At 70.0% G+C, this 24,640-nt stretch carries 27 protein-coding genes; 12 read left to right on the forward strand and 15 right to left on the reverse strand.

All coding sequences use genetic code 11. From position 1 onward, the window contains the following. Positions 1-87: 87 nt before the first annotated feature. Both H4F99_RS01070 and H4F99_RS01075 read right to left on the reverse strand, forming a co-directional pair. Positions 88-969 (reverse strand): DMT family transporter, encoded by an 882-nt coding sequence (locus H4F99_RS01070; protein ID WP_425487977.1) that lies wholly within the window; start codon positions 967-969, stop codon positions 88-90. A gap of 7 nt (positions 970-976) precedes the next feature. Further along, a complete protein-coding gene (locus tag H4F99_RS01075) occupies positions 977-2,050 on the reverse strand; it encodes an NAD(P)-dependent alcohol dehydrogenase (protein ID WP_182667861.1) in 1,074 nt (357 codons plus the stop codon). 112 nt (positions 2,051-2,162) lie between these two features. Between H4F99_RS01075 and H4F99_RS01080 the strand changes: the two genes are divergently transcribed. Together H4F99_RS01080 and H4F99_RS01085 are read left to right on the forward strand one after the other, a co-directional pair. Beyond that, positions 2,163-2,645, forward strand: a complete 483-nt coding sequence (locus H4F99_RS01080; RefSeq protein WP_182667862.1) for a YajQ family cyclic di-GMP-binding protein — start codon at positions 2,163-2,165, stop codon at positions 2,643-2,645. Positions 2,646-2,998: 353 nt separating this feature from the next. Beyond that, positions 2,999-3,529: a DUF1415 domain-containing protein gene (locus H4F99_RS01085; protein WP_182667863.1), complete on the forward strand. Its 531-nt coding sequence runs from the start codon at positions 2,999-3,001 to the stop codon at positions 3,527-3,529. Positions 3,530-3,556: 27 nt separating this feature from the next. Here the strand turns inward: H4F99_RS01085 and H4F99_RS01090 are convergent, their stop codons facing one another. From H4F99_RS01090 to H4F99_RS01105, 4 genes are all read right to left on the reverse strand, one after another. After that, complete coding sequence (locus H4F99_RS01090; RefSeq protein ID WP_182667864.1) at positions 3,557-4,270, reverse strand: pseudouridine synthase; 714 nt, start codon at positions 4,268-4,270, stop codon at positions 3,557-3,559. Beyond that, positions 4,267-5,325, reverse strand: a complete 1,059-nt coding sequence (locus tag H4F99_RS01095; RefSeq protein WP_182667865.1) for a class I SAM-dependent methyltransferase — start codon at positions 5,323-5,325, stop codon at positions 4,267-4,269. Before H4F99_RS01095 ends, H4F99_RS01090 begins: the two co-directional genes overlap by 4 nt. A gap of 65 nt (positions 5,326-5,390) precedes the next feature. Then, positions 5,391-7,898, reverse strand: coding sequence for an ABC transporter permease (locus tag H4F99_RS01100; RefSeq protein WP_182667866.1), 2,508 nt, complete (start codon positions 7,896-7,898; stop codon positions 5,391-5,393). After that, positions 7,895-8,611, reverse strand: coding sequence for an ABC transporter ATP-binding protein (locus H4F99_RS01105; protein WP_182667867.1), 717 nt, complete (start codon positions 8,609-8,611; stop codon positions 7,895-7,897). Before H4F99_RS01105 ends, H4F99_RS01100 begins: the two co-directional genes overlap by 4 nt. 10 nt (positions 8,612-8,621) lie before the next feature. Here H4F99_RS01105 and H4F99_RS01110 point away from each other — a divergent pair, with 10 nt between their 5' ends. Beyond that, on the forward strand, positions 8,622-9,338 hold the full coding sequence (locus H4F99_RS01110) for an arylesterase (protein WP_246371179.1): 717 nt from the start codon (positions 8,622-8,624) through the stop codon (positions 9,336-9,338). Between the two features lie 111 nt (positions 9,339-9,449). Further along, entirely contained in the window at positions 9,450-9,740 is a 291-nt protein-coding gene (locus tag H4F99_RS01115) for a DUF3247 family protein (RefSeq protein ID WP_182667868.1), read from the forward strand. A gap of 9 nt (positions 9,741-9,749) precedes the next feature. Here the strand turns inward: H4F99_RS01115 and H4F99_RS01120 are convergent, their stop codons facing one another. After that, positions 9,750-10,412 (reverse strand): DsbA family oxidoreductase, encoded by a 663-nt coding sequence (locus H4F99_RS01120; RefSeq protein WP_182667869.1) that lies wholly within the window; start codon positions 10,410-10,412, stop codon positions 9,750-9,752. A 102-nt stretch (positions 10,413-10,514) separates the two neighbouring features. Between H4F99_RS01120 and H4F99_RS01125 the strand changes: the two genes are divergently transcribed. Further along, a complete protein-coding gene (locus H4F99_RS01125; RefSeq protein ID WP_182667870.1) occupies positions 10,515-13,430 on the forward strand; it encodes a DUF748 domain-containing protein in 2,916 nt (971 codons plus the stop codon). 72 nt (positions 13,431-13,502) lie between these two features. Here the strand turns inward: H4F99_RS01125 and H4F99_RS01130 are convergent, their stop codons facing one another. Continuing rightward, entirely contained in the window at positions 13,503-13,712 is a 210-nt protein-coding gene (locus tag H4F99_RS01130; RefSeq protein WP_182667871.1) for a cold-shock protein, read from the reverse strand. Between the two features lie 249 nt (positions 13,713-13,961). On the opposite strand from H4F99_RS01130, the gene H4F99_RS01135 reads away from it, so the two are divergent. The 5 genes from H4F99_RS01135 (at position 13,962) to H4F99_RS01155 (ending at position 17,916) form a co-directional block, all read left to right on the forward strand. After that, positions 13,962-14,246, forward strand: a complete 285-nt coding sequence (locus H4F99_RS01135; RefSeq protein ID WP_182667872.1) for a DUF4031 domain-containing protein — start codon at positions 13,962-13,964, stop codon at positions 14,244-14,246. Positions 14,247-14,339: 93 nt separating this feature from the next. Beyond that, complete coding sequence (locus H4F99_RS01140) at positions 14,340-14,582, forward strand: hypothetical protein (protein WP_182667873.1); 243 nt, start codon at positions 14,340-14,342, stop codon at positions 14,580-14,582. Positions 14,583-14,738: 156 nt separating this feature from the next. After that, positions 14,739-15,971 (forward strand): MFS transporter, encoded by a 1,233-nt coding sequence (locus H4F99_RS01145; RefSeq protein ID WP_182668121.1) that lies wholly within the window; start codon positions 14,739-14,741, stop codon positions 15,969-15,971. Between the two features lie 64 nt (positions 15,972-16,035). Beyond that, a complete protein-coding gene (locus tag H4F99_RS01150) occupies positions 16,036-16,296 on the forward strand; it encodes a DUF3297 family protein (RefSeq protein WP_182667874.1) in 261 nt (86 codons plus the stop codon). 21 nt (positions 16,297-16,317) lie between these two features. Next, positions 16,318-17,916, forward strand: a complete 1,599-nt coding sequence (locus H4F99_RS01155) for an MFS transporter (protein WP_182667875.1) — start codon at positions 16,318-16,320, stop codon at positions 17,914-17,916. Positions 17,917-17,923: 7 nt separating this feature from the next. Here H4F99_RS01155 and H4F99_RS01160 read toward each other — a convergent pair whose 3' ends face one another. Next, positions 17,924-18,685: an ABC transporter permease gene (locus tag H4F99_RS01160; protein WP_182668122.1), complete on the reverse strand. Its 762-nt coding sequence runs from the start codon at positions 18,683-18,685 to the stop codon at positions 17,924-17,926. An 11-nt stretch (positions 18,686-18,696) separates the two neighbouring features. Beyond that, positions 18,697-19,653 (reverse strand): ABC transporter ATP-binding protein, encoded by a 957-nt coding sequence (locus tag H4F99_RS01165; protein WP_182667876.1) that lies wholly within the window; start codon positions 19,651-19,653, stop codon positions 18,697-18,699. Positions 19,654-19,851: 198 nt separating this feature from the next. Here H4F99_RS01165 and H4F99_RS01170 point away from each other — a divergent pair, with 198 nt between their 5' ends. Next, positions 19,852-20,235, forward strand: a complete 384-nt coding sequence (locus tag H4F99_RS01170) for a YciI family protein (protein ID WP_182667877.1) — start codon at positions 19,852-19,854, stop codon at positions 20,233-20,235. Between the two features lie 73 nt (positions 20,236-20,308). On the opposite strand, the gene H4F99_RS01175 is transcribed toward H4F99_RS01170, so the two are convergent. From H4F99_RS01175 to H4F99_RS01195, 5 genes are all read right to left on the reverse strand, one after another. Beyond that, positions 20,309-20,899 carry a hypothetical protein gene (locus H4F99_RS01175; RefSeq protein WP_182667878.1) on the reverse strand — a complete coding sequence of 197 codons (591 nt, stop codon included), beginning with the start codon at positions 20,897-20,899 and terminating at the stop codon, positions 20,309-20,311. Between the two features lie 93 nt (positions 20,900-20,992). After that, complete coding sequence (locus H4F99_RS01180; RefSeq protein ID WP_182667879.1) at positions 20,993-21,664, reverse strand: SDR family oxidoreductase; 672 nt, start codon at positions 21,662-21,664, stop codon at positions 20,993-20,995. A gap of 68 nt (positions 21,665-21,732) precedes the next feature. Further along, complete coding sequence (locus H4F99_RS01185) at positions 21,733-22,158, reverse strand: hypothetical protein (RefSeq protein ID WP_182667880.1); 426 nt, start codon at positions 22,156-22,158, stop codon at positions 21,733-21,735. 84 nt (positions 22,159-22,242) lie between these two features. Further along, the gene (locus H4F99_RS01190; RefSeq protein ID WP_182667881.1) at positions 22,243-22,563 is read right to left on the reverse strand and encodes a DUF6122 family protein; all 321 of its coding nucleotides are present in this window, start codon (positions 22,561-22,563) and stop codon (positions 22,243-22,245) included. Further along, positions 22,560-23,378, reverse strand: coding sequence for a polysaccharide deacetylase family protein (locus H4F99_RS01195; RefSeq protein WP_182667882.1), 819 nt, complete (start codon positions 23,376-23,378; stop codon positions 22,560-22,562). The genes H4F99_RS01190 and H4F99_RS01195 overlap by 4 nt, the downstream gene beginning before the upstream one ends. A gap of 240 nt (positions 23,379-23,618) precedes the next feature. On the opposite strand from H4F99_RS01195, the gene H4F99_RS01200 reads away from it, so the two are divergent. Next, the gene (locus tag H4F99_RS01200; protein WP_182667883.1) at positions 23,619-24,635 is read left to right on the forward strand and encodes a zinc-binding alcohol dehydrogenase family protein; all 1,017 of its coding nucleotides are present in this window, start codon (positions 23,619-23,621) and stop codon (positions 24,633-24,635) included. Positions 24,636-24,640 lie beyond the last annotated feature (5 nt).

Here is a 24,640-nt window from a genome sequence, read left to right on the forward strand (position 1 = left end):
CGCCCTGGATGCCAGCGCCGCGATCCCTGCGCCGCGTCGACCCTGCGCTTCAGCAGCCGGGCGTCGCACCCCGGCTGCGGCAAGGCCTCAGGGAGGCTCCGCCGCAGAGTGAAGGCGCTCGCGGCGCAGCAGGTACAGGCCGCTGCAGACGATGATCGCCGCGCCCAGCCAGGTCACGGTATCGGGGAGCACGCCCCACAACGCGATGTCCAGCAGCACGCCCCAGACCAGCGCCGTGTATTCCAGCGGCGCGATCGAGGACGCCTCTCCGATCCGGAAGGCCTCCGTGATCGCGTACTGGCCCAGCGCACCCGCCACGCCGACAAGGGCGATCACGCCGCCGTCGGCGGCCCGGATCGGCACCCAGTCCGGCCATGCCAGCACGCCCGCACCACCGGCAATCATCACCAGCAGCCAGAACATGATCGACTGGATACTGTCGGTGCGTGCGAGCACCCGCACGGTAATCGCGCTCAGGGCATAGCCCAGGGCGGCGGCCAGCACCGCCAGCGCGGCGACGCTGATGAACCCCTCGCCACGCGGGCGCAGCAACACCAGCACGCCGACCAGTCCGATGCCGATGGCGGTCCAGCGGCGCGGCCCCACCTTTTCACCCAGCAGGGGCACCGAGAGGGCCGTGATCGCCAGGGGGGCGATGAAGAAGATCGAATACGCCGTCGACAGCGGCAGGGTCCGGAGGGCGTAAACGAAGCTGGCCATCATGCCGACGCCGATAACCCCGCGCAGCAGATGGAGCGACCATCGCCGGATGCGCAGCGACGCCCAGCCACCCGACCACAGCGCCCATGCGAACACGAGCGGCAGCGACGCGGCACCGCGCAGGCTGGCGACCTGGAAGGCGGGATACTGCACGGATAGCTGCTTGAGCCCCGCATCCATCACCGCGAACGACGCCACCGCGCCGAGCATGATCCAGCCGGCGCGAAGGTTGGCGGACGCGGCGTCCAATCGCGGCTCAGTCCGCCTGGCCGAGGCTGGCGGTGTCGATCACGAAGCGGTAGCGGACATCGCCCTTGAGCATGCGTTCGTAGGCGTCGTTGATCGCATCGATGTCGATCAGCTCGATGTCCGCAGCGATGTCGTGCGCGGCGCAGAAATCGAGCATTTCCTGCGTTTCCGCGATCCCGCCGATCATCGAGCCGGTCAGGTTACGGCGACCGGTGATCAGCACCCCGGCCGCGACCGGCGCCGGAACCTCCGGGATGCCGAGCAGGACCATGGTGCCTCCCACCTTGAGCAGGCCCAGGTAGGCGTTGTAGTCGTGCTCGGCCGAGACCGAGTCGATGATCAGGTCGAAGCTGCGTGCCCGCTCCTTGAACACGCTGCCGTCCCCGGTGGCGGCAAAGTCATGCGCCCCCAGGCCCTTGGCATCCGCGCGCTTGGACTCCGAGGTGCTCAGCACCGTCACCTCGGCACCCATCGCGGCCGCGATCTTCACCGCCATGTGACCCAGGCCACCCAGGCCGACCACCGCGACCCGGTCTCCCGGCTTGACGCCGTGGTGCCTGAGCGGCGAGTACGTGGTGATGCCCGCGCACAGCAGGGGCGCGGCGCGGTCCAGCGGCATCCCGTCCGGGATGCGCAGGACATAGGCTTCGTCGACGGTGATGCGGGTGGAGTAGCCGCCGTAGGTGGGCCGGGTACGGTCGAAGCGATGCATCGCATCGCGCTCATAGCCGTTGTAGGTCGCACTCATGCCGTGCTGGCAGAACTGCTCCTCGCCCGCCTCGCACTGGGTGCAGGTCCGGCAGGAATCGACGAAGCAGCCGACGCCGACGGCATCACCGACCTTGTGACGGGTCACCTCGCTGCCCACCTGGGCCACGCGGCCGACAATCTCGTGGCCCGGCACCATCGGGAAGATCGAGCCACCCCATTCATCGCGGGCCTGGTGGATGTCGGAGTGGCAGACGCCGCAGTACAGGATGTCGATCAGGACTTCATGCGGCCCCGGATCGCGGCGCTCGACGGTGAACGGCGCCAGCGGCGAAGTGGCATTCGGGGCGGCATAGGCGGGGGTCTTGTGCATCGGGCCATCTCGCGCGGGTGTGAGCATCCCAGTCTACGGCCCCGGGGGTTTGCACGGTGTGTCGGCCGCTTGCGGTACGCTTGCCGCCCCCGGAGCTGCCCAGGAGCGCGCCATGCCGTCCTTCGACATCGTGTCGGAAGTGGATACCCACGAACTCACCAACGCCGTCGACCAGGCCAACCGGGAGCTGGGCAACCGTTTCGATTTCAAGGGCGTGGATGTGAAGTTCGCGCTGGACGACGGTGTGATCACCCAGTCGGCGCCGAGCGATTTCCAGTTGAAGCAGATGGCCGACATCCTCAATGCGCGCCTGATCGCGCGGGGCATCGACGCGCGCTGCCTGGAGCACGGCGACATCGAGACCAACCTGGCCGGGGCCCGCCAGAAGGTGACGGTGAAACAAGGCATCGAGCGTGAGCTGGCGAAGAAGATCCAGTCCGCGCTGAAGGAGGCCAAGCTGAAGGTCGATTCGCAGATCAATGGCGACAAGCTGCGGGTCAACGGGAAGAAGCGCGACGACCTGCAGGCGGCGATCGCGCTGCTGAAGGGCAGCGACTTCGAGCTTCCGCTGCAGTTCGAGAATTTCCGGGACTGAGATTGACGCCGGAACCGACGCTTCGTGCGTCGTCCGGAAGGTCCGGGTGGGGAGGGGTTTGCAGGACCGTATGCGGCATGGATGCCGCATCCGAGCCCCATGGGTGAAGCTGCGCGCTTGCGAAGCACCGCTTCGCGCGCAGCGGAACGCCCGGAGGCTATGCTGGAGGGCCGGACCCGCGAAGCGGGGGTTCACGGCGTGTCCTGCATGGCACTCCCCACCCGGGCCCTCGACTCACCCCACGTGCCCGATGGCGTGTAAATCGTCCTGCTCAGCCAGGCCCACCCCCACACCGGACAGATTGCCTGCGCTTGAATCAAGCTCCGACTGAAAGATCGAACGATTCAGTGAACATGGACCCCATCGAAACCACCCGCCGCTGGCTGGAACGCGCGGTTATCGGGCTGAACCTGTGCCCGTTCGCCAAGGCGGTGCATGTGAAACAGCAGGTGCGCTTCGTGCTCAGCGAGGCGACGACGCCCGATGCGCTGCTGGAAACGCTTGATGCGGAACTCCGGCGCCTGCACGGGACGGATCCGGACGAGCTCGACACGACCCTGCTGGTCCATCCCGGGGTGCTCGGCGACTTTCTCGACTTCAATGACTTCCTCGACGTCGCCGAAGCGCGCTTGACGGCACTTGGCCTCGACGGCGTCATCCAGATCGCCAGTTTCCATCCGGACTACCAGTTCGCCGGCACGGAACCTGACGACATCGGCAACTTCACCAACCGTGCGCCGTATCCGACCCTGCACCTGCTGCGCGAGGCCAGCATCGACCGCGCGGTGGCCGCCTATCCGGACCCCGACGTGATCGTCGAGCGCAACATCGCGACGCTGGAACGCCTGGGGCTCGACGGCTGGCATCGCCTGATGGGCGACTGAGCCGACGGGCCTGTCCGGACGCCGGCGTCAGGCCGATCCGCCCTCGCCGAACAGGATCCCCAGGTCGGCGGCGTCGAGAGAGCGCCACTCGCCCGCCGCCAGGCCATCCAGCCCCAGCCCGCCGATCCGGCTGCGATGCAGGGCTTCGACGTGGTTGCCGGTGGCGGCGAACATCCGCCGGACCTGGTGGTAACGGCCTTCGGTCAGCGTGAGTCGCGCATGGCGCGGATCCAGCACTTCCAGCACGGCGGGCGCGAGCGGGGTCTTCTCGGACTCCAGCATCAACGTGCCGCTGGCGAACAGGGCCGCTTCGTCGCCGCGCAGGTCCTGCGTGAGGCTGGCCTCGTAGACCTTCGACAGGTTGGACTTCGGCGCGATGATCCGGTGCAGCAGCGCGCCGTCATCGGTCATCAGCAGCAGGCCAGTCGTGTCGCGGTCGAGGCGCCCCACCGGCGACATCAGTGGCGACCGGTGGCGAAAGCGCGGCGGCAGCAGGTCGTAGATGATGCGGCCGGGGTCGCGGGTGGAGCAGGTGTAGCCGACCGGCTTGTGCAGGGCGATCACCAGGCCCGCCGGGGGGTCCAGTGGCTCGCCATCGATGCGGATGCCGGCGTGCTCCACCTTGTCGTCGGCGTACAGCACGTCGCCTGCCGGATCGGTGACGCGGCCCTCGCGGAACATCAGCGCCACCTGCTTGCGGCTGCCGTAACCGAGGTTGGCGATCAGGCGTACGAGCTTCATCGAGGCCGTCCGGTGGCCCGCGTGGCTTCGACGATCTTGAAGCCGTCGCGCTGCGCATGGACCTGCACGCCGGCGAAGGCACCGGCCAGGGCGTCCTCGTAGGGCAGGTGGCGGTTGGCGACCATCCACAGGCGCCCGCCGGGGCGCAAGGCACTCGCGGCGACTTCGATGAAACGGCGGCCGATGTCGGGGCGGTCGCCTCGGCCCTGCGCGTGGAAGGGCGGGTTCATGACGATCGCGTCGAAGCGTGCATCGATGCCGGCAGTCACGTCGTGCCAGTGGAAGGCCACCGGCACGCGGGCGTCGGCGAGGTTGCGCCGGGCGAGTTCGAGCGCACGTGATTCGGCTTCATAGAGATCGAGCGCGGTGACACCCGGGCAGCGTTCGAGCACGGCCTGCGCGAGCACCCCGACGCCCGCGCCGAGGTCGGCGACGCGGCCCGCGAGGCTCGTGGGCAGGTGTTCGATCAGCAGGGCCGAAGCGGCGTCGATCCGGTCCCACGCGAACACGCCGGGGCGGCTGAGGCGGCGGCCACCATCGACCGGGCGCACGGCATCGAGGCCGCGCCATTGCGCCAGCAGCGCCGGGTCCGGCGGGGCGTCGAGCGGCGCGGTCCAGAAGGCGCGGCACTTGTGCTTGCTCAGCGCGCGCCCCGGTCCGGCGAGGCGGCGCAGGTCATCCTCCGCCGATTTCGCGCCTTCGTTGTTCGGGACGCAGGCCAGCACGCGTCCGCCCGGCGCGCAGGACGCGACCGCGCGCGCCAGCAACGCACGCGATTCGTCGCGCTGGCGCGGCGGCAGCAGCATCACCAGCGGCCACCGCGCCGGCTCGTCCTCCGGCGGCTGCCGCACGACCAGGCCGGAGCGCTCCAGCCGCTCGGCCTCGGGCCGGAAGCCCTGCTCGCAAATCAGTCCCGGGCGCGGGCGCGCATGCAGGGCATAGCCGTCCCGGGCGCGGAGGAACAGCACGCCGCCGTCGGCGGGCCAGTCAAGCAGGCCCTGTTCGAAGGGCAGCAGAAGGGTCGTGAGGGCGTCGTCGGACGCGTCGCTGCGCATCAGGGGAGGATCCGGGGGGAGAACGCCGCCATTCTAGACGGCGCCCTGCCCCACCCGTGCCGTACTCAGTTGTCGAGTTCGCGCAGGGTCACCGAGGGCGGGGCGTCCAGGACCCGACGGGTGGCGAACAGCCCGGCCAAAACCGCGGCTGCCAGGCCAATCGCCGCACCCGTCGCGGCCATGCTCCAGTCCGGCTGCCAGGGCAGGTCGAACACCTGCACCGCGACCACCCCCGCTAACACCGACGCGGCCAGCGCCGCCACCGTGCCGGACAGCAGGCCGATCGCCGCGAACTCCGACGCCTGCGCCAGGCGGAGCTGGCGCCGACTGCCGCCCAGCGCGCGCATCACCGCGCCCTCCTGCAGGCGCTCATCCTGGCTGGCACTGACCGCCGCCATGAGGACCAGGATGCCGGCTGCCAACGCGAACCAGAACACCACCTGCACCACCGTCGACACCTGGTCGGCCGTGCCGCGCACCTGGTCGAGCACCGCATCGACATCGACCACCGACAGGTTGGGATACGCCTGCACCAGTTCGGCGGTGAAACGCGCATCGCCGGGAGCCACGTTCACGGCGGTGATGTGGCTGGCGGGGTAACCGTCGAGCGCCCCGGGTGAGGCGACGACGAAGAAGTTGGGCCGGAAGCTCTCCCAGTCGACACTGCGCAGGCTGGTAATGCGGGCTTCGAACGGCTGCCCGGCGATGTCGAAACCGATCCGGTCGCCGATCGACCAGCCCAGATCGCGGGCGAAATCCTCCTCCACCGAGACTTCAGGATCGGCCACCGGCCCGCTCCAGAACGTCCCGCCGGTGACCTTGTTGTCGTCGCGAAGCGTGTCGGCCACCGACAGGTTGAAGGTCCGCTCGGCCATCCGTTCGGCGCGGCCGCCCTGTTCCGCGTAGTCCTTGCCGGTCACGGCCTCGCCGTTGTGCGAGACCAGACGGGCCTGCACCATCGGGAACAGCGTCGGCGCATCGACACCGCGGGATTCGATGAACGCGCGTACGCCGTCGAGCTGGTCCTGCTGCACGTTGATGATGAAGCGGTTGGGCGCTTCGGCCTCCAGCGCCAGGCGCCAGCGGTCGAGCAGGTCGGTGCGGACGAAGGTCAGCAACAGCAGGGCCATCAGGCCGAGCCCGAGCGCGCTCACCTGGGCGATGCTGGTTCCGGCATGTCGGCTCACGTTGGCCAGGCCGTAGCGCAGGCTGCCACGCAGGCGTCCCCGCAGGCGACGCACGAGCACGATCAGCCCCCACGCCAGCACGGCCAGCACGGCGAACGTTCCCAGCAGGCCGCCGAGCATCGCCGAAGCCAGGGTGGCCGAGCCCGCCTGCCACCACAGCAGGGCGGCCAGTCCACCGAGTGCCGAGGCCGCGACCAGCCAGGCCGCAGGCGCGACGCGATCCAGGTCGCGGCGCAACACGCGCAATGCAGACACCCGCCGCAGGGCCAGCACCGGCGGCGCACCGAAGGCCAGCAGCACCACCAGCCCGACCCCATAGCCGCGCAGCGCCGGCCACACCGTCGCGGGCGGGATGTCGATCTCCAGCCGCTGTGCCAGCCAGGCGCCGATGCCCCACTGAAGCAGGAACGCCACCGCCACCCCCAGCGTGCAGGCTGCAAGCCCCAGCATCAGCAGCTCGCCGACGTGGACCGCCACCAGGGTGCGTTGCTGCGCGCCGAGGCAACGCATCACCGCGCTGCCGGACAGGTGGCGCTCGCTATGCCGGCGCGCGGCCATCGCGACCGCCACCGCGGCGAGCACCACCGACACCAGCGCAGCCAGGCCGAGGAAGCGCCCCGCGCGGTCGAGCGACGAGCGCACCTCAGGCCGCGCATCCTGGATGGTCTGCAGGCGCTGGCCGCGGCCCAGTGCCGGCTTGACCGTGTCGATGAAGCGCTCGACCGCCGCCGCGTCGCCGGCCACCGCCAGGCGGTAGCCGATGCGACTGCCCTCCTGCACCAGGCCGGTCGCGTCGAGGTCGGCCATGTTGAGGTAGACCTTGGGGGAGATGTTGAAGTAGTCGATCGAGGCATCCGGCTCCTGGATCACCAGCCCCGCCAGCCGCAGCCGGAGGTCTCCGATGCCCAGCTCGACGCCCGGCTGGACGCCCAGGCGATCCGCGCCGGCGCGACTCAGCCACGCCGTGCCCGCCGCCGGGCCCTCGGTGACCGTGCGATCGACACCGTCCGCGCCGCGCAGGGTGAAGCTGCCGCGCAGCGGATAGCCGTCGCCCAGCACGTGCAATTCGCTGAGTTGCAGGCGCATGGCGTCGCCCTCGCCGACGGTGACCATGCTGTCGAACTCCAGCATCTCGGTCCGCCGCAATCCATCCGCTCCCGCCGCCTCGCGCACCACGCCCCCGATCGGCGCATCGGCGCGCACCAGCGCGTCGCCGCCGAGCAGGCGGTTGGCCTCGATCGACAAGGCGCGCTCGGCGCGGTCGGTGACGAAGCCGACCGAAGTGACCGCCAGCACCGCCAGTACCAGCGCGGCGAACAGGATGCGGACGTCGCCGGCGCGCAGGTCGCGCCGCAGCTGGCGCCAGGCCAGGCCCGCCACCCTCATGCGGCGAGGCGCCGGTCGTCGGCCACCAGGCGCCCGCTGTCCATGCGCAGCCGCCGGCCGCAGCGATCGGCGAGATGGTCGTCGTGGGTCACCAGCACCAGGGTGGTGCCGGCGCCGGCGTTGAGCTCGAACAGCAGGTCGATCACCGCCTGGCCGGTGTGGGTATCGAGATTGCCGGTCGGCTCGTCCGCGAACAGCAGCGACGGCCGGGTTACGAAGGCGCGCGCCAACGCGACGCGCTGCTGCTCGCCCCCCGACAGTTGCCGCGGATAGTGGCCGAGCCGCTGGCCCAGGCCGACCCGCTCGAGGATCGCGCGCGCCGGGCCTTCGACGTCGCGGTCGCCGCGCAGTTCCAGCGGCAGCATCACGTTTTCCAGCGCCGTCAGCGATGGCAGCAGCTGGAAGCTCTGGAACACGAAGCCCACCTTCTCGCCGCGGACCCGCGCGCGCCCGTCCTCGTCCAGTGCCGACAGCTCGGTGCCATCGAGGCGCACGACGCCGCGACTCGGTACGTCGAGGCCCGCCATCAGCGAGAGCAGCGTGCTCTTTCCGGACCCCGAGGCACCGACGATGGCCACCGTCTCCCCCGGCGCGACGATGAAGCCGACGTCCTCGAGGATGGTCAGCTCGCCATCGGGCAGGGTGACGTGCTTGCCCAGCGCATCGACGGCGAGGACGGGGGTTTCAGCTTGCGGTGCGGTGGCGTCGGCCATGATGATTCCCATGATCAGCAGAGACTGGATGGAGGCGCCGATGCATCGCGACGACAACCCGGACGTATCGACACGATATGCGGCAATCGGCCATCGGGTTCAATGGGCCATCGGTTGGGCACGCGGCGCCCTGCTGCTCGCGTGCCTGTGCCTGCCCGTGCTGGCGCAGGCTGCCAACCGCCCGACGGTGCTGGTGATGGGCGATTCGCTCTCGGCTGCGTACGGCCTGGCGGAATCGCAGGGCTGGGTGGCGCTGACCGCGGCGCGCATCGCGCGGACGCATCCCGGCTGGTCGGTGGTGAATGCCAGCATCAGCGGCGAGACCACGGCCGGCGGGGCGTCGCGCATCGAGGCTGCGCTGGCACGCCACGCGCCGTCGGTCCTGGTAATCGAACTGGGCGCCAACGACGGATTGCGCGGCCTGCCCCTGGCGCAAAGCCGCGCGAACCTGGAACGCATGATCGTCGCCGCACAGGCGGCAGGCGCCAAGGTCCTGCTGGTGGGGATGCGCATGCCCCCGAACCTCGGCCGCACCTACACCGAGGGCTTCGCCGGCAACTACGCCGCGCTGGCGGACGAACACGGGCTGGCCTTCGTCCCCTTCCTGCTTGAGCCGATCGCCACCGACCGCGACGCCTTCCAAGCCGACAACCTGCACCCGGTCGCCGCGGCACAGCCGGCCCTTCGAGACCACGTCTGGCCGGTGCTGGCACCGCTGCTCGACTGAAGCGCCCGGGCACCTGGTGCCTGAACGGGCAACGGCACCGCCACGCCTTCACCGCGACCTTGCACGTGCGGCGCTAGTCTCCCTTCCGGAGCACCCCCCGTGGAGTTCGCCATGAGCAAGCTCGCAGAGCGCATCCATACCGACCGCGCGGAGATCGTCCGCCTGGAGGCGCTGATCGCCCGACTGCCCAACGATGCCCATGTCGAGCTGACGCTGGACGACGGCGGCATGGTGCGCGGCACGGTCGCGGCGCGGCCGACGATGCAGGTGTTCGAGGACGGCCACGGCAACGAAGGCATGAATGCCATCGTGCGGATCGAGGACCCGGCGCTCGAAGCGCCGGAAACCGCCGGGACCTACGATGTCTGGGTGGACCGGATCGTCCGCATCGCGCGGGTCTGAGCCTGGCCTTCAGGCGGTGCGCCTGGCCTTCGCGATCTGCCGCAGCGCCTGCTCGAAGACCTCCACCGGCTGGCCGCCCTGCACCAGGTGGCGATCCTCGAAGATCACCGACGGCACCGCCCGGATCCCGCGCGACGCGTAATGGGCCTGGCGCTCGCGGACGGCTTCGGCATGCGCGCCCGTGTCCAGCACCGCGCGCGCGGCCGCCACGTCGAGGCCGGCCGCCGCTACCGCACCGAGCAGCACCTCCGGCTTCGAGACGTCCAGGCCGTCGCCCTGGTAGGCCTGCAGCAGCGCGTGCTTCAGCGCCCGCTGCCCCCCCGGCGACTGCTCGCCGGCCCAGTGCAGCAGGCGGTGTGCGTCGAAGGTGTTGACGATGCGGCTGCGCGTACCGAAGCGGAACCCGACCGCCTCGCCCCGCTCACGCAGCACCTGCCGGTTCTGTTCCAGCTGCGCGGGCGACAGGCCGTACTTCGCGGCCAGGTGGCTGTCCGCGTCCTCGCCCTCGGGCGGCATCTGCGGATTCAGTTCGAAGGGCTGGAAATGCAGCTCGACCTCGGCCTCGTCGCCGACCCGCTCGATGGCGCGCTCCAGCGCGCCCAGACCGACCGCGCACCACGGACAGGCCACGTCGGAGACGAAATCGATGCGGATACGCGGGGTGTCGGTCATATCAAGGTCCCGTGAAGGCAGCAGCGGCCATGGCGTGGCAACTTAATGGACGACGTGGGGGCAGGAGGCGGCGCGATCAAGCGGGCCCCGACGGACAACGGCATGTCGCAGGGGCTGGCGATGGGGCTGCTACGCAAACCGCTGGTATGGAGTCCGCTGCTCGTCCTGCTCGCGGTCGGCCTGTACGCGCTGGGCGGGTTCTGGCTCGCGCCCAAGGTGATCCGCTCGCAGGCGACGTCCTACGTCGACCAGGCACTCGGCAAGACGCTCGCGCTGGGCGAGATCAAGGTCAACCCCTTCCTCCTGACGATCGAACTTCGCGACCTCGCGATCGGTGACGACCCGTCCGCCCCCATGGTCGCAGCCGGCCACGTGGCCGCGGACCTGCAGCTGGCGTCGCTGTGGCAACGCCGGTGGAACCTGCGCGACGTCCGGATCGAAGCGCCGTTCGTCCAGGCGATCGTCCGCGAGGACGGCTCGCTCAACCTGGCGGAACTGCTGCCGCCCGGCGAGCATGAGCTCAAGGTACCGGCGGCCTGGTTGCAATCGCTGGTCGTATCGGGCGGGCGCATCGAAGTGGCAGACCACTCCCGTTCGCTGGAGCCGACCACCTCGCTGACGCCGATCGACTTCGTCCTGAAGGACTTCCATACCTCGCCCGAAGGCGGCGGCTTCCGCCTGTCGACTGCCAGCGAGGCGGGCGAGACCCTGCGCCTGGACGGCCGCCTGTCGCTGCGGCCCCTCCAGGCCGAGGGCGGCATCGAGGTCGAAGCGCTGCAGGCCACCAGCGTCTATGCCTTCCTCAGCGATTACCTGCCGATGACCCTGACCGGCGGCCAGGCCCGGCTGGCCGGCCACTGGCGGTTCGGGGCGACGAGGGGCGAAGGCATCCGCCTCGAGGCGGACATCCCCGAACTGGGGGTCGACGCCCTGGGCATCCGGGCCCGCGACGTCGAGTCCGACTGGGTGACCGTACCGGCCGCCACCCTGTACGGCACCCGGCTGGCCTTTCCAGAGCGCACGATCACGGTCGCACGTGTCGAGGCACGCGGCCTGCAGGGCACGTTCTGGCGCGAGCCCGATGGCCACCTGAATGTGGTGCGGCTGTTCGAGCACCCACCCACGCCAAGCTCGTCGAAGCGGGCGGCGATGATCGCCGACCCCGGACGCCACCACTGGTCCATCGACGTCGGCCGCATCGAAGTGAGCGAGGGGACGATCGACTTCGAGGACCGGATGGTCACGCCCCATGCGACATTCCGGCTGGCATCGACGTCGCTGGCCGCCACGCCGGTCTCGCTGGACCTGTCGCAGCCGATTTCGATCGACGTCACCGCGACCCTCAACGGGGCCGCGCCGCTGAGCGCCCGCGGCGACGTGGTCCTGCACGCGTTCCGTACCGACCTTGAGGTCGACGTCGGCACCATCCCGCTGGACGACGTGCGTGGGTACATCCCGCAGGTGCATACCGTCGGCATCGGGTCCGGCTCGGCCAGTGCCCGCGGCACCGTCGCCCTGCGCCCCGGCGGGAGTGGCGAACCACGCCTGCGCTTCAGCGGCGACGCGACGGTCCAGGGCCTTGAGCTGGTCGAAGCGGCCAACCGCCGGCCGTTCCTGTCGTGGCGGCAACTCGAGGTCGAAGGCGTCGACTTCACCTACGCGCCGGATTCGCTGTCGGTACGCAATGCGCGCGTGCAGGCGCCCTTCGCCCGCGTGGCCATCGCCCCGGATCGCAGCATCAACCTGGTCCGCCTGCTGGGCGGGGAGAACGCCGGCCAGCAGCTGCGCGCCGGCATGGCGTCGATGATGCCGGTCCGCATCGACGCGCTGCGCCTGGACGGCGGCACGCTGGACTTCTCCGATCGCTCGATCGACCCCGAGTTCCACGCCGAGGTCGGGGCCCTGCGCGGCACCGTCACCGGCCTGGAGACACGACGCGGTCGCCGGGCACGGATCGACCTGCAGGGCCAGGTGGTCAACCGCTACTCGCCGGTACGCATCCGGGGCGAGACCCGCATCGGGGCCTGGGACCGCCACACCGACGTGGCCATGGCCTTCAGCAACATCGAGCTGCCGATCTTCAACCCCTACTCCGGGCGCTGGGCGGGCTATTCGATCGCCAAGGGCAAGCTGAGTACCGAGCTGCACTACCGGATCGAGGACCGCCAGTTGCAGGCCGACCACCACGTGGTCGTCGACCAGCTCGAGTGGGGCGAGGCGACCGGCAGCAAGGACAAGGTCTCGCTGCCGGTCAGGCTGGGCACGTCCCTGCTGAAGGACGCCGATGGCGTGATCGAGATCGACCTGCCCGTCGGCGGCAGCATCGACGATCCGGAGTTCCGCCTGGGCCCGCTGGTCTGGGACGCGATCGTCAACGTGATCACCAAGGTCGCGACGGCGCCGTTCCGCTTCCTCGGCTCGCTGTTCGACGGCGCCGAGGAGGCCCGCCACATCGACTTCGCACCCGGCAGCGCGGCGCTGCCCGCCGGTTCGGGCGAGGCACTGGCGGCGCTGGCCCAGGGCCTGGGCGAGCGGCCCGGCCTGCACCTCGACATCCCGACCGGACCCGGCGATGCGCTGGATGCCCAGGCGATGCAGCTCGCTGCGTTCCACGCGGCCATGGCGGCGGCCGGACAGGCGCCCGGCGAGGCCGCCGAACGCTACGCCGCGATGGACAGCAAGGAACGGCTGGACGTCCTGGAAACCCTGTACCGCGAGCGGAACGGCGAGAAACCGTCCCCACCCGAGGTCGATCGCGCGGCACTGGACGGGCTCTCATGGTCGGAACGGCGGGAGGCGCGCCGGGTGGCCGATGTCGCCTGGCTCGAAGGCCAGCTGCTGCCCCGCTATGCCGTGGACGACGCGGCCCTCGCCGCGCTTGGGCGCGACCGGGCGATGGCGATCCAGGACGCCCTGCTCGCCCCGGGTACGCTGGAACCCTCGCGCCTGTTCTTCGCCGTCGACCAGCGCGGCGTGCCGCAAGACGGCCAGGTACGACTGGAACTGCAGCTGCGCTGAGCCCCACAACGAAGAAGCCCGGCTTTCGCCGGGCTTCGGATCGCATGCGCCCGGGGGCGCAAGGATTTGGGCTCAGAGCGCCTCGACGGCGTCCGCCTGCAGGCCCTTCTGGCCCTGCACGACGGTGAAGCTGACCTTCTGGCCTTCCTGCAGGCTCTTGAAGCCCGAACCCTGGATGGAACGGAAGTGGACGAACACGTCCTCCCCGTTGTCACGGCTGATGAAGCCGAAGCCCTTGGCGTCGTTGAACCACTTGACGGTGCCGGTTTCGCGATCGGACATGGTGTTGCTCCTTGGAGTCTTTCAATAATGGATGCCGCACGAGGCGGCGGTAACGCTGGTTGCAAGGAGCAGACGAGGCGGAAACTCGATGGGTGGATCAGGGGATCGACGACACCGGGGTCACGATTCAGAGTGACCCTTGACGAACGCAGCGCCGCTACAGTAGTGCCTTCCGCGCATGGATACAATCACTTCCAGCTCCCGCGCCTCCTGGCCATTCATCCAGCCCCCCGTCCGCGGGGGCTGCCCATGACCGTCTACGTCGACGATGCGGTGAACCTCTGGCGCGGTCGCCGCTGGGCCCACCTGATGGCCGACACCCTGGACGAACTGCATGACTTCGCGGCGAAGCTGGGGATCCCGCGGCACGCGTTCCAGGACAAGACGAGCGGCGCCCACTACGACGTCCCCGCCGACCTGCGTGAACAGGCGCTGCGGCTGGGCGCCATGCCGGTCTCGCGCCATCACGACCGGGAGCAGCTCAAGGCGGTGATCCGCATTGCGAAGGCGCAGGGCCGGGGCGAACACCCCTGAACCGGGCGCGTGCACACCGCGACGACAACCGGCGGCGCAAGGTGGAGCGGTGCCGGCCGCCGTGCCGGTGGTAGCGCCACGGGAGGACGGTCGATGCCGCGCAGCAAAGGGTCCGAGAAGCCATCAGGCGAGCCGGTAGGCGGCGACGTGAGCCTCCACAAGCGCCTGGAAAGTGCGCGGATTTCCGCCGACATCGCCCGCTTCGAGGGTGCCGGGGGGCACATCGAACGCCTCGGGACCACCCAGGTCCTCAAGAAGGTCGGCCTCCCGGAGCCACGGGACGGCAGCGCTGCGAGCGGTCCCCGCCGGCGGGGCCGTCCGCCCGCCAAGGGCTGATACCGCGACCCGTTCCTTGCCGGATCCGGCCGGAACGCCGTGTCCGTGCCCGGTGGCTGTCCGTCTCCCGGCGCAGGCGCCACACTGGGCGCCGTGAACCCCACGTCCGCCCCCGCTCCCACCCCGGCTCCGCCGCTCGCCTGGCGCGGGCGCCTGGTGGTCCTGGCCGGCATCCTGCTGGCGGCCTTCAACCTCCGCACCGCGGTCACCTCGCTGACGCCCCTGCTCGACCGCATCGGCGACGCGCTGGGCTTCGGCACGGCGACCATGGGCGTGTTCGGCATGGTGCCCACCGCGGCCTTCGCGGCGTTCGGTGTCGCCACGCCCTCGATCGCGCATCGCCTCGGGCTTGAGCGCACCGCCCTGTTGTCGATGGTGCTGGCCGCCGGCGGACTGCTCGGACGCGGTCTCGCCCCCGGCACGGGCACGCTGCTCGCTGCCTCGGCGCTGGCGCTGTCGGGCATGGGCATCGGCAACGTGGTGCTGCCCCCGCTGGTGAAGCGCTATTTCGGTGACCGCGTCGGCCAGGTCAGTACGGGCTACATCACCCTGCTCCAGCTCGGCACCATCCTGCCGGCCCTCGCCGCGGTTCCGCTGGCGGACGCGGTGGGCTGGCGGCTGTCGCTGGCGGCATGGAGCCTCGTGGCCGTGGCCGCCACGCTGCCCTGGCTCGGGGTGTTGTGGCTGGATCGGCAAGCACGGGTCGCGCCCGACGCCTGTCCGCCGTCGGCCCGCGCCCTGGCCGGGGTGCGGGAGGGAGCCGAGACCGCAGCGGACGCCGCGCCCGAACTCGCCCACCCCGACCCCAGCGGCCGCGCCTGGCGATCGCCGGTGGCGTGGGGGCTGGCGCTGATGTTCGGCATGACCTCGCTGGTGACCTACTCGATGTTCACCTGGCTGCCCGCCCTGTTTGCTTCGGCCGGCGCCCGTCCCGCATTCGGGGGCAGCATGGTCGCGCTGTTCTCGACCCTCGGCCTGCTGACCGGCCTGGTCATGCCGCTGCTGGCGGTGCGCATGCGCAACCCCTGGCCGGTCGTGGCCGCCTGCCTGGCCTGTTTCGTCGCCAGTTTCGCCGGCCTCCTGTGGGCGCCGATGGCCGCGCCCCTGCTGTGGGTGGCCCTGCTGGGCCTTGGCCCCGGCACCTTCCCGCTGTCGCTGGTCCTGATCAACCTGCGGAGCCGGACGTCGGGGGGCTCGGCGGCGCTGTCGGGCTTCACCCAGGGCGTCGGCTACACGCTCAGCTGCGCCGGCCCGCTGGTGTTCGGCTGGCTGCACGACGCCACGGGGGCCTGGGTCCTGCCCTTCGCCTTCCTGGCCGGGTGCCTGTTCGTGCTCGCCATCGGTGGCCTGATGGCCTGCCGGCCACGCATGCTCGAGGACAGCTGGTAGCACGGTGCGCATCCCGGGCGCGGTATGCTGTGCGCCCGCTCCATGACCGCCGCCAGGCCGCACCATGTCCGACACCCCGCCCGACCGCCTGTCCAATGACCCGCGCAGCACGTTCTACGACGAAGCCCTGCTGGAGCGTGGCATCGGCATCCGCTTCAATGGCATCGAGCGGCACAACGTCGAGGAATACTGCATCAGCGAGGGCTGGGTGCGGATGTCGGTCGGCAAGGCGCTGGACCGCCGCGGGCAGCCGATGACGATGAAGTCGAAGGGGACCGTCGAAGCCTGGTACCTGACCCCGGCGGCCGGCAACGACGAGACCTGAGCCCCCGCCCGGGCCGCGCCCATGCGACGCGAAGGCGTTGCGTTCCACCACCCGATCGCCTTCTGGGCCGGCTGCGCATTGATCGTGGCCGGCGTGCTGGCGCACGGCCCGATGTTCATGATGGGGCGTCACACCCACTGGCAGATGGTGGGCATGCCGATGTCCATGGAGATGTGGCTGGGGATGGCGGCGATCCCCGTCGGCCTGCTCCTTGCCGCCCATGGCCTGATGCCGCGCCTGCACCTGATGCGGGCCGCCATGCACGATGCCGGCGGACGGGTGAACTTCCACGTCGCCGATGGCGAGCCGCTCAACCGCGCGCACTGGACCCTGGTCACGGTGCTCGCGGTGGCCCTGGTGGTGGACGTGATGAAGCCGGCGACGCTGGGCTTCGTGCTGCCCGGCATGCGCCTGGAATATGGGATCGGCACACAGACCGCCGGCCTGCTGCCGCTGGTCGCGCTGACCGGCACGACGCTTGGCTCGATCATATGGGGGCGCATTGCCGACCTGTCGGGCCGCCGCGCGGCGATCCTGCTGTCGGCACTGATGTTCATCGGGACGGCGATCTGCGGTGCGATGCCGACCTTCGAATGGAACCTCGCGATGTGCTTCCTGATGGGGCTCTCGGCCGGCGGCATGCTGCCGATCGTGTTCACCCTGATGGCGGAGACCATCCCGGCGGCGCACCGGGGCTGGCTGCTGGTCGCGCTCGGTGGCTTTGGCACCTCGGTCGGCTACCTGGTCGCCGCCGGGGCGGCGGCGCTGCTCGAGCCACTGATGAGCTGGCGCGTCCTGTGGCTGCTGGGCCTGCCCACGGGCATCCTGGTGATCCTGCTGAACCGCTGGATCCCGGAGTCGCCGCGCTTCCTCTCCAGCGTCGGCCTGCCGGAGCGGGCGCGGGCCGTGCTGCAAGCGTTCTCACGACGGCTCGAACCCGATGACGCCCGCCATCCCGGCGCGCCCGTCATCGACGAGGGGCACCCGGTGGCCACGGGGCGGCAGTTGCTTCGCGGCCCACATGCGGCGATCACCCGTGCCCTGGTCGCGTGCGGGCTGGCGTGGGGCGTGGCGAACTTCGGCTTCCTGCTGTTCCTGCCGGTCAACCTGGTCGAACTGGGCCTGGAAGGCGCGCGGGCCAGTGCGCTGATCGCGCGCTCGGCGCTGTGGGCACTGCCCGGCATCGCGGTCGTGATCGTGCTCTACCACCGCTGGTCGAGCCTTGGTGCGTTGGTCCTGTTCGTGGCGTTGAGCACGCTGTCGATGCTGGCTTTCTTCGCGATGGGCATGCTGGGCGTGCGCTCGGATACCGCGCTGTCGGCGGTGACGGCCGCGCTGCTGGTCAGCCTCAGCGGCGTGGTCGCGATGCTGGTGCCCTATGCCGCGGAGATCTATCCGGTGCGACTGCGCGGCACCGGATCCGGGATCGTGGCGGCAAGCTCCAAGGCCGGCGGCATCATCGGTGCGCTGCTCGGGGTGGCCGGGTTCTTCGGGCTGTTCGCGCTGTCCGCCCTGCTGGTCGCGGTACCGATGGCGGTGTCGGGCGTGATGCTGGCACGCGCGGGCGTGGAGACGCGCGGACGAAGGCTGGAAGAGATCGAGGCCGCATTCGAAGGCTGAAGGCGCGTCAGCTCTTCAGCCGCCACCCCGTCCGGAAGATCCAGCCCACGACGGCGAGGCACGCGACCAGGAAACCGATCACCGCCGCCAGGCTCACGCCCACGTTGACGTCCGCCACCCCGTAGAAGCTCCAGCGGAATCCGCTGATCAGGTACACCACCGGGTTGAACAGCGTGATCTTCTGCCAGAGCGGCGGCAGCATGCTGATCGAATAGAACGCACCGCCCAGGAAGGTCAGCGGCGTCACGACCATCAACGGGATCACCTGCAGCTTCTGGAAGTCGTCGGCCCACAGACCGATGATGAAGCCGAACAGGCTGAAGCTCACCGCGGTCAACACCAGGAACGCCAGCATCCAGACCGGATGCGCGATCTCATAGGGCACGAACAGTCGCGCGGTCGCCAGGATCAGCAGGCCCAGCATCAGCGACTTGGTCGCCGCCGCGCCCACGTAGCCGATCACCACTTCCACCGACGATACCGGCGCCGAGAGCAGTTCGTAGATCGTCCCGGCCCATTTCGGCATGTAGATCCCGAACGACGCGTTCGAAATGCTCTCGCCCAGCAGCGACAGCATGATCAGGCCGGGGATGATGAAGGCGCCGTAGCTCACGCCTTCGATGTCGCCCATGCGTGAACCGATCGCCGCGCCGAACACGATGAAGTACAGCGACGTCGACAGCACCGGCGACAGGATGCTCTCGCCGAGCGTGCGGAAGGTGCGGGCCATCTCGAAGCGGTAGATCGCCTTGATCGCATGCACGTTGATCGGCACCCGGCTCATCGGTCGGCCTCCCGTGGGCGGGCCGGTTCGCGTGCCTGCCGCACCAGGCTGACGAAGATCTCCTCCAGCGAACTTTCGCTGGAGTGCAGGTCGCGGAAGTCGATGCCGTGTGCGTTGAGCCGGCGCAGCAGCGGCCCGATGCCGGTCTCCTCCGACTGCACGTCGAAGGTGTAGACCAGCGATTGCCCGTCGTCGGCCAGATCCAGCGGCAGGCCGGCGAAGTCGTCGGGCAGGGTCGCGAGCGGCTCCTGCAGGCTCAGGGTCAGCTGTTTCCTCCCGAGCTTGCGCATCAGCGTGGCCTTGTCCTCGACCAGGACCAGCTCGCCGTGGTTGATCACGCCGATGCGGTCGGCCATCTCCTCGGCCTCCTCGATGTAGTGCGTGGTCAGGATGATGGTCACGCCATCCGCGCGCAGCTGGCGCACCAGCTGCCACATGTCGTGGCGAAGTTCGACGTCGACGCCGGCCGTGGGTTCGTCCAGGAACAGGATCTCCGGTTCGTGGGCGAGGGCCTTGGCGATCAGCACGCGCCGCTTCATGCCGCCCGACAGCGCGCTGATCTTCGTATCCTTCTTGTCCCACAGCGAGAGCGAACGCAGCACCTTCTCGAGGTGCGCGTCATCGGGAGGTCGGCCGAACAGGCCCCGGCTGAAGCGCAGCGTCGCCCACACGGTCTCGAAGGCATCCGTCGACAGCTCCTGGGGCACCAGGCCGATCCTCCGGCGTGCGGCGCGGTAATCGCGGACCACGTCGTGGCCATCCGCGACCACCGTGCCCCCGCTGGGATTGACGATGCCGCAGATGATGCTGATGAGGGTCGTCTTGCCGGCACCGTTCGGGCCGAGCAGGGCGAAGACCTCGCCCTTGTGGATCTGCAGGTCGATGCCCTTCAGGGCCTGGAAACCCGAGGCGTAGGTCTTCGTCAGGGCCCTGACGTCGATGATCGCGGACATGCGCGTGCGAAGCCTCCTGGCAGGGATATCGTGGCGCGCCCACGGTAGCGGGCCGGCGAGTCGGGCGGAAGGGGCGGCCGGAGGACGGTTTTTCCCGGCCATGGGACAGTGTCAGGCGTGATCCCGCCCGGTGAGACCGGCAGGGCCTATGCTGTCGACGAACCGCGCTTGCCGGCATCGACACGGACGAGGGTTTCCATGAAGTTCCTGATCATGATCCACACCGACGACACGCTCGTCGACGCACTGGAGGAAGGCGAGTACGACGCCATGATGCGTGGCTGCCTGCACAAGGCGGACGCACTCCGGGCGGAGGGCGTGCTGCTCGACTCGCAGCAACTTGAGCCCGCCGCGACCGCGCGCCATTTGCGCCAGCGCGAGGGACGGCTGAGCGTGACCGACGGGCCGTTCGCGGAAACGCGCGAGGTGTTCGCGGGCTTCAACCTCGTGGAAGCGGCCGACATGGACGAAGCCCTGAGGATCGCCGGGCAGTTTCCCTGGTCGCGCACGGGCCGGATCGAAGTGCGTCCGGTCCGCGACATGGACCGGGAACGGGAGCGGGTGGGCGCGCAACCTGCTTGAGCCCGCCGCGGCGACCGTGCAAAACGGAACGGGCCGGCAGGAGCCGGCCCGTACGCGCAGGTGAAGCAGTCGGTCAGCGGCGTTCGACGCCGACCGCCAGCGCGGTGATGTAGGACACCTGCAGCATGTCGCCCTGCTCCAGCGTGGCGAGCCGTGCCTGGTTCTCGGGCTTTTCGACGTAGAACGTCCACTCCTTGCCCTGCGGTCCCTGCACCGTGATGGTGTGGTTGGCGACATCGACCGCGGTGATCGGGGCCACGATGGTGGTCACCTTGGTCTGGCCGCGGTACGGCCGTTCGCCCGCCCGCGCCACGTCTTCGTCGGAGGTCTCGTACACGCCCGGCTTGGCATCGCCGGCATGCTGCACGCCCACCGCGAGCGCGGTCAGGTAGCGCACGCCGACCGTGTCGCCCACCCGGATCTGGTCGAAGTTCCGCACGTCCGGGCCGGCCTCGACCTCGATCGCGTAGCCCGTCTCGTCGGTCACGGTGATCACGCGCGACGAGGAGTCGACGTGCGTCACGCGGCCCTCGACGCTCATTTCCATCGAGGCCACGTCCTGCTTCTCGGGCGTCGGTGGCATGCTGTTGCACGCGGCCAGCAGGGCCAGCGAAGCGGCCAGGGCGACCGCCCGGACGATCGATTGACGGAATGCAACGCGCATCGTGTTCTCCCGCAGCCTGTTGGATTCAGCGGCACTGTGCCGGAGCCCGCGTGAGCATCCCATCAAGGGCCCGGGCCCTGGGGGCCTGCGGGCTCACCAGGGCAAGGGGGTGCCATTGGCATGCCAGAAGCTGCCGCTCTCGGCTTCGCCCAGCGTGTCGAGCCGTTCCGCCAGTTGCGCCGCGGAGGCATCGGCACTGATCTCCCCGGCGTTGTTGACCATGTCGGTGGACACGAAGCCCGGATGCAGCAGGAACACACTGATGCCGCGTGGCTGCAGGTCCCGCGCGAGCGAGCGGCCGATCGCGTTCACCGCCGCCTTGGACGCCCGGTAGCCGTAGTAGCCGCCGGATCCGTTGTCCGCCATCGAGCCCATCCGGCTGGTGATGATCCCGACCTTGCCGCCTTTGCCGAGGTGCCCCGAGAGCGCCTGCACGGTCCGCAAGGGACCCAGCGCATTGACGTCGAACTGCCGGCGCATCCCTTCGATCGCCGCGGCGTCGATCTCGCCGAACACCTCGCGCTCCAGTACGCCGGCGTTGCAGACGAGCGTATCGATGCGGATGTCGCCCAGGCGGCGCGACAGGGCTTCGAGGCTGGCCCCATCGGCGACATCCACGCCGGTTTCGACACGTGCGCCAGTGGCCTCGAGGGCCTCGCTGCTGGCGCGGCACGCGCCGATGACGGTATCGCCGCGCGCGGCATGGAGACGTGCCAGGGCCAGGCCGATGCCACGGTTGGCGCCGGTGATCAGGAGAGTGGACATGGTGACGGGCTCGGAAGTGGGATTCCCCGGGAATGGGGACGGCGCACCGGCTTTTCCAGCCTCGCGGATCAGCCGCGCAGCGCGAAGGGCTTGCCGGTCAGCACGTTGAGATAGGGCTGGTCGTCGACGTGGTGGAACAGGTAGGTACGCCGGACGTTTCCATCGGCCGGGCGCGGGATCGCCTCGCACAGGGCGTGCATCAGCGCGGCGTCGCCCTTGTCGCGCTCATGGGGCCAGCGCGGATAGAACTCGGCGACCTCGACATCCTCGCAATCGTCGGTCAACTCGAGTTCGTCGTAGAAGAAACCGTCGTCGCCGTTGTCATAGGCCATGCGCGCGGCCTCGGCGATGGACGTGCCATCCGCAGGCCGGTACAGGCCGATCACGAGGACGGGCACCGCCGCGCCATCGCGCTCGGTACTGTCGACGACGATGTCGACGACGCCGGGCTCGGGCGACTGGCTCAGGAAGCGGGTGAACTCCGACAGGGACATGGGGGGATTCCGCTGTGCTGGTGGATTTCAGGGGCGGTCCCGGCAAAGGGTAGTGGCGATGCGTGCTGCTGTCACCGTACCCGCTCAGGCGCAACGCATCCACAGGCAGTCCACCGCATCCAGCGCGACGTGCACGAGCAGCCCTATCCCCAGCAGACGGGTCTTGCGCGGCAGCGTCATCAGGCCGTACGCCGCGATGGCGGGCGTGGTGTGCAAGGGGTGGAAGCCAATGCTGCAGCGGTCGGGCGCGTACACCGGATCGGCCAGCAGGTGGTCGAGGTCGATCAGCCATCCGGCGAGCATCAGCATCCACGCGCGCCCGAACCGGTCGCGCCAGAACAGCCACGCCAGCAGGGCGGGCACCGCGGCATGCAGGACCAGGTGGATGGCGGCGCGAAGGCTCACGGCGACGGCGCGGTCGCCGCAACGCCCTCGCGCTGGGCGCGCACGTGCCCGGCGATGGCGATGAACGTCTCCACCCAGTAGATGTCCGGATGCGCGGCGAGGTGCGCCAGCAGGGCGTCATGGGCCTCGCGCGACACCGCCAGGTGGTCGCCGCCGATCCCGTGGAACGTCAGGTTGGCCATCGTGCCCCGTGCCGCCGCCTCTTCGACGATCGCGATCAGTGCCTCGCCGCTGGTCCCGACGGGCGCGGCCACCGGCACCGCATGCAGGTCCAGGGCCGCCATGTCGGCCACGACCCCGCCCCCCATCACCTTGATCGCCGTGAAGTCGCCGCGCAGGCCTTCGACGTAGTCGCCGTCGGCGGCTTCGCGGTCGCCGCATGGCACGGTGAAGGTACGGTCGCGCCGGCCGTCGAGCGCCATCAGCACCGTGTTCGCCAGACGGACCTCGTCCTGCACGCGTGCGACCGGCTGGCGATCGAGGTCACGATGGGCCAGGACCCAGCCACGGCCGGAACCGGAGCCCGAACAGGCGTGGAACAGGCTGTGGTTACCGAGTTCATGGCCGGAAACCGCCAGCGCGCGCCATTCTTCCAGTCGCTCCCGCATCGCCGGATTCGCGACCGTCAGGTAGAAGCTCGCCTTGAAGCCGTGCCGGTCCAGCGCCGGCGCCGCCACGTCGAGCTGTGTATCGAGCGCGTCGTCGTAAGCGAGGCTGATCGCGGCGCGACGGCCCCCGGGCCAGCGGAAGACTGGCGACGCAGAGGCGCTTTCGATCCCCTGCCCACCTTCGTCCGCCATCACGACAGGCGGCATGAAGATGCTCCCCAAGCCGATCACCAACGTCAGCATCCCTGTCCATACCGCACAACAATGCGCCTGTGAACGCGCGACACCCTCTCTGGTGAAAGTCCACGTTCCGATCAGCATCCACCGTCCCCTTGGAATCAATGGGCCGATCCTATACCCGACGCCCTACACGATGTCCGGACGGGGCGACCGAATTCCTAGCGGCCGCACTATGCTGTCCCTCCCCACGTCTCCGGACCCCACGCCATGAAAGCCGTCGGCTACCGCAATTCCCTGCCCATCGATGATCCGGACGCCCTGCTCGACCTCGAGCTGCCGGCGCCCTCGCCCGCCGGACGTGAACTGCTGGTCGAGGTGAAGGCGATCGCGGTCAATCCAGTCGACACCAAGGTCCGGCGCGGCGTTGCGCCACCCGATGGCGAAGCGAAGGTGCTGGGCTGGGACGTCGTCGGCACCGTACGCGCAGCGGGTCCCGATGCGCGCCTGTTCAAGCCCGGCGACCGGGTCTGGTACGCCGGCGCGATCGACCGTCCGGGGGCGAATGCCGAACTGCACGTGGTCGATGAACGCATCGTGGCGCTGGCGCCCCGCACGCTGGGTGATGCGGAGGCGGCGGCATTGCCGCTGACCGCGATCACTGCCTGGGAGCTGCTGTTCGACCGCCTCGGCGTGCCGCGCGGTGGCGGCCAGGGCGACACCCTGCTGGTGGTCGGTGCGGCCGGCGGCGTGGGTTCGATCCTCGTCCAGCTCGCGCGCCGGCTCACGGCGCTGACTGTGGTGGGCACGGCATCGCGCACGGAAACCGCGGAGTGGGTACGGGAACTCGGTGCACACCATGTCGTCGATCATGCGAAGCCGCTGGACGCCGAGTTCGAGCGCCACGGCCTGGAGGCACCGCGCTACATCGCCAGCCTGACCCAGACCGGCCAGCATTTCGAGGCGCTCGCCACGCTGGTGGCGCCGCAGGGCCGCATCGGCCTGATCGACGACCCGGCCACCGACGCGATCGACATCGGCAAGCTCAAGCGCAAGAGCGTGTCGCTGCACTGGGAGTTCATGTTCACCCGCTCGCTGTTCCAGACCGCCGACATCGCCGCACAGCACGCGCTGCTGGACGAGGTGGCGCGACGGGTCGACGACGGCACCCTGCGCAGCACCCTGGGCGAGCATTACGGCACCATCAACGCGGCCAACCTGCGGCGCGCGCACGCGCACGTCGAGAGCGGCAAGGCGCGCGGGAAGATCGTGCTGGAAGGGTTCTGATGCGC

Source organism: Marilutibacter penaei, assembly GCF_014145395.1.
GTDB lineage: Bacteria > Pseudomonadota > Gammaproteobacteria > Xanthomonadales > Xanthomonadaceae > Marilutibacter > Marilutibacter penaei.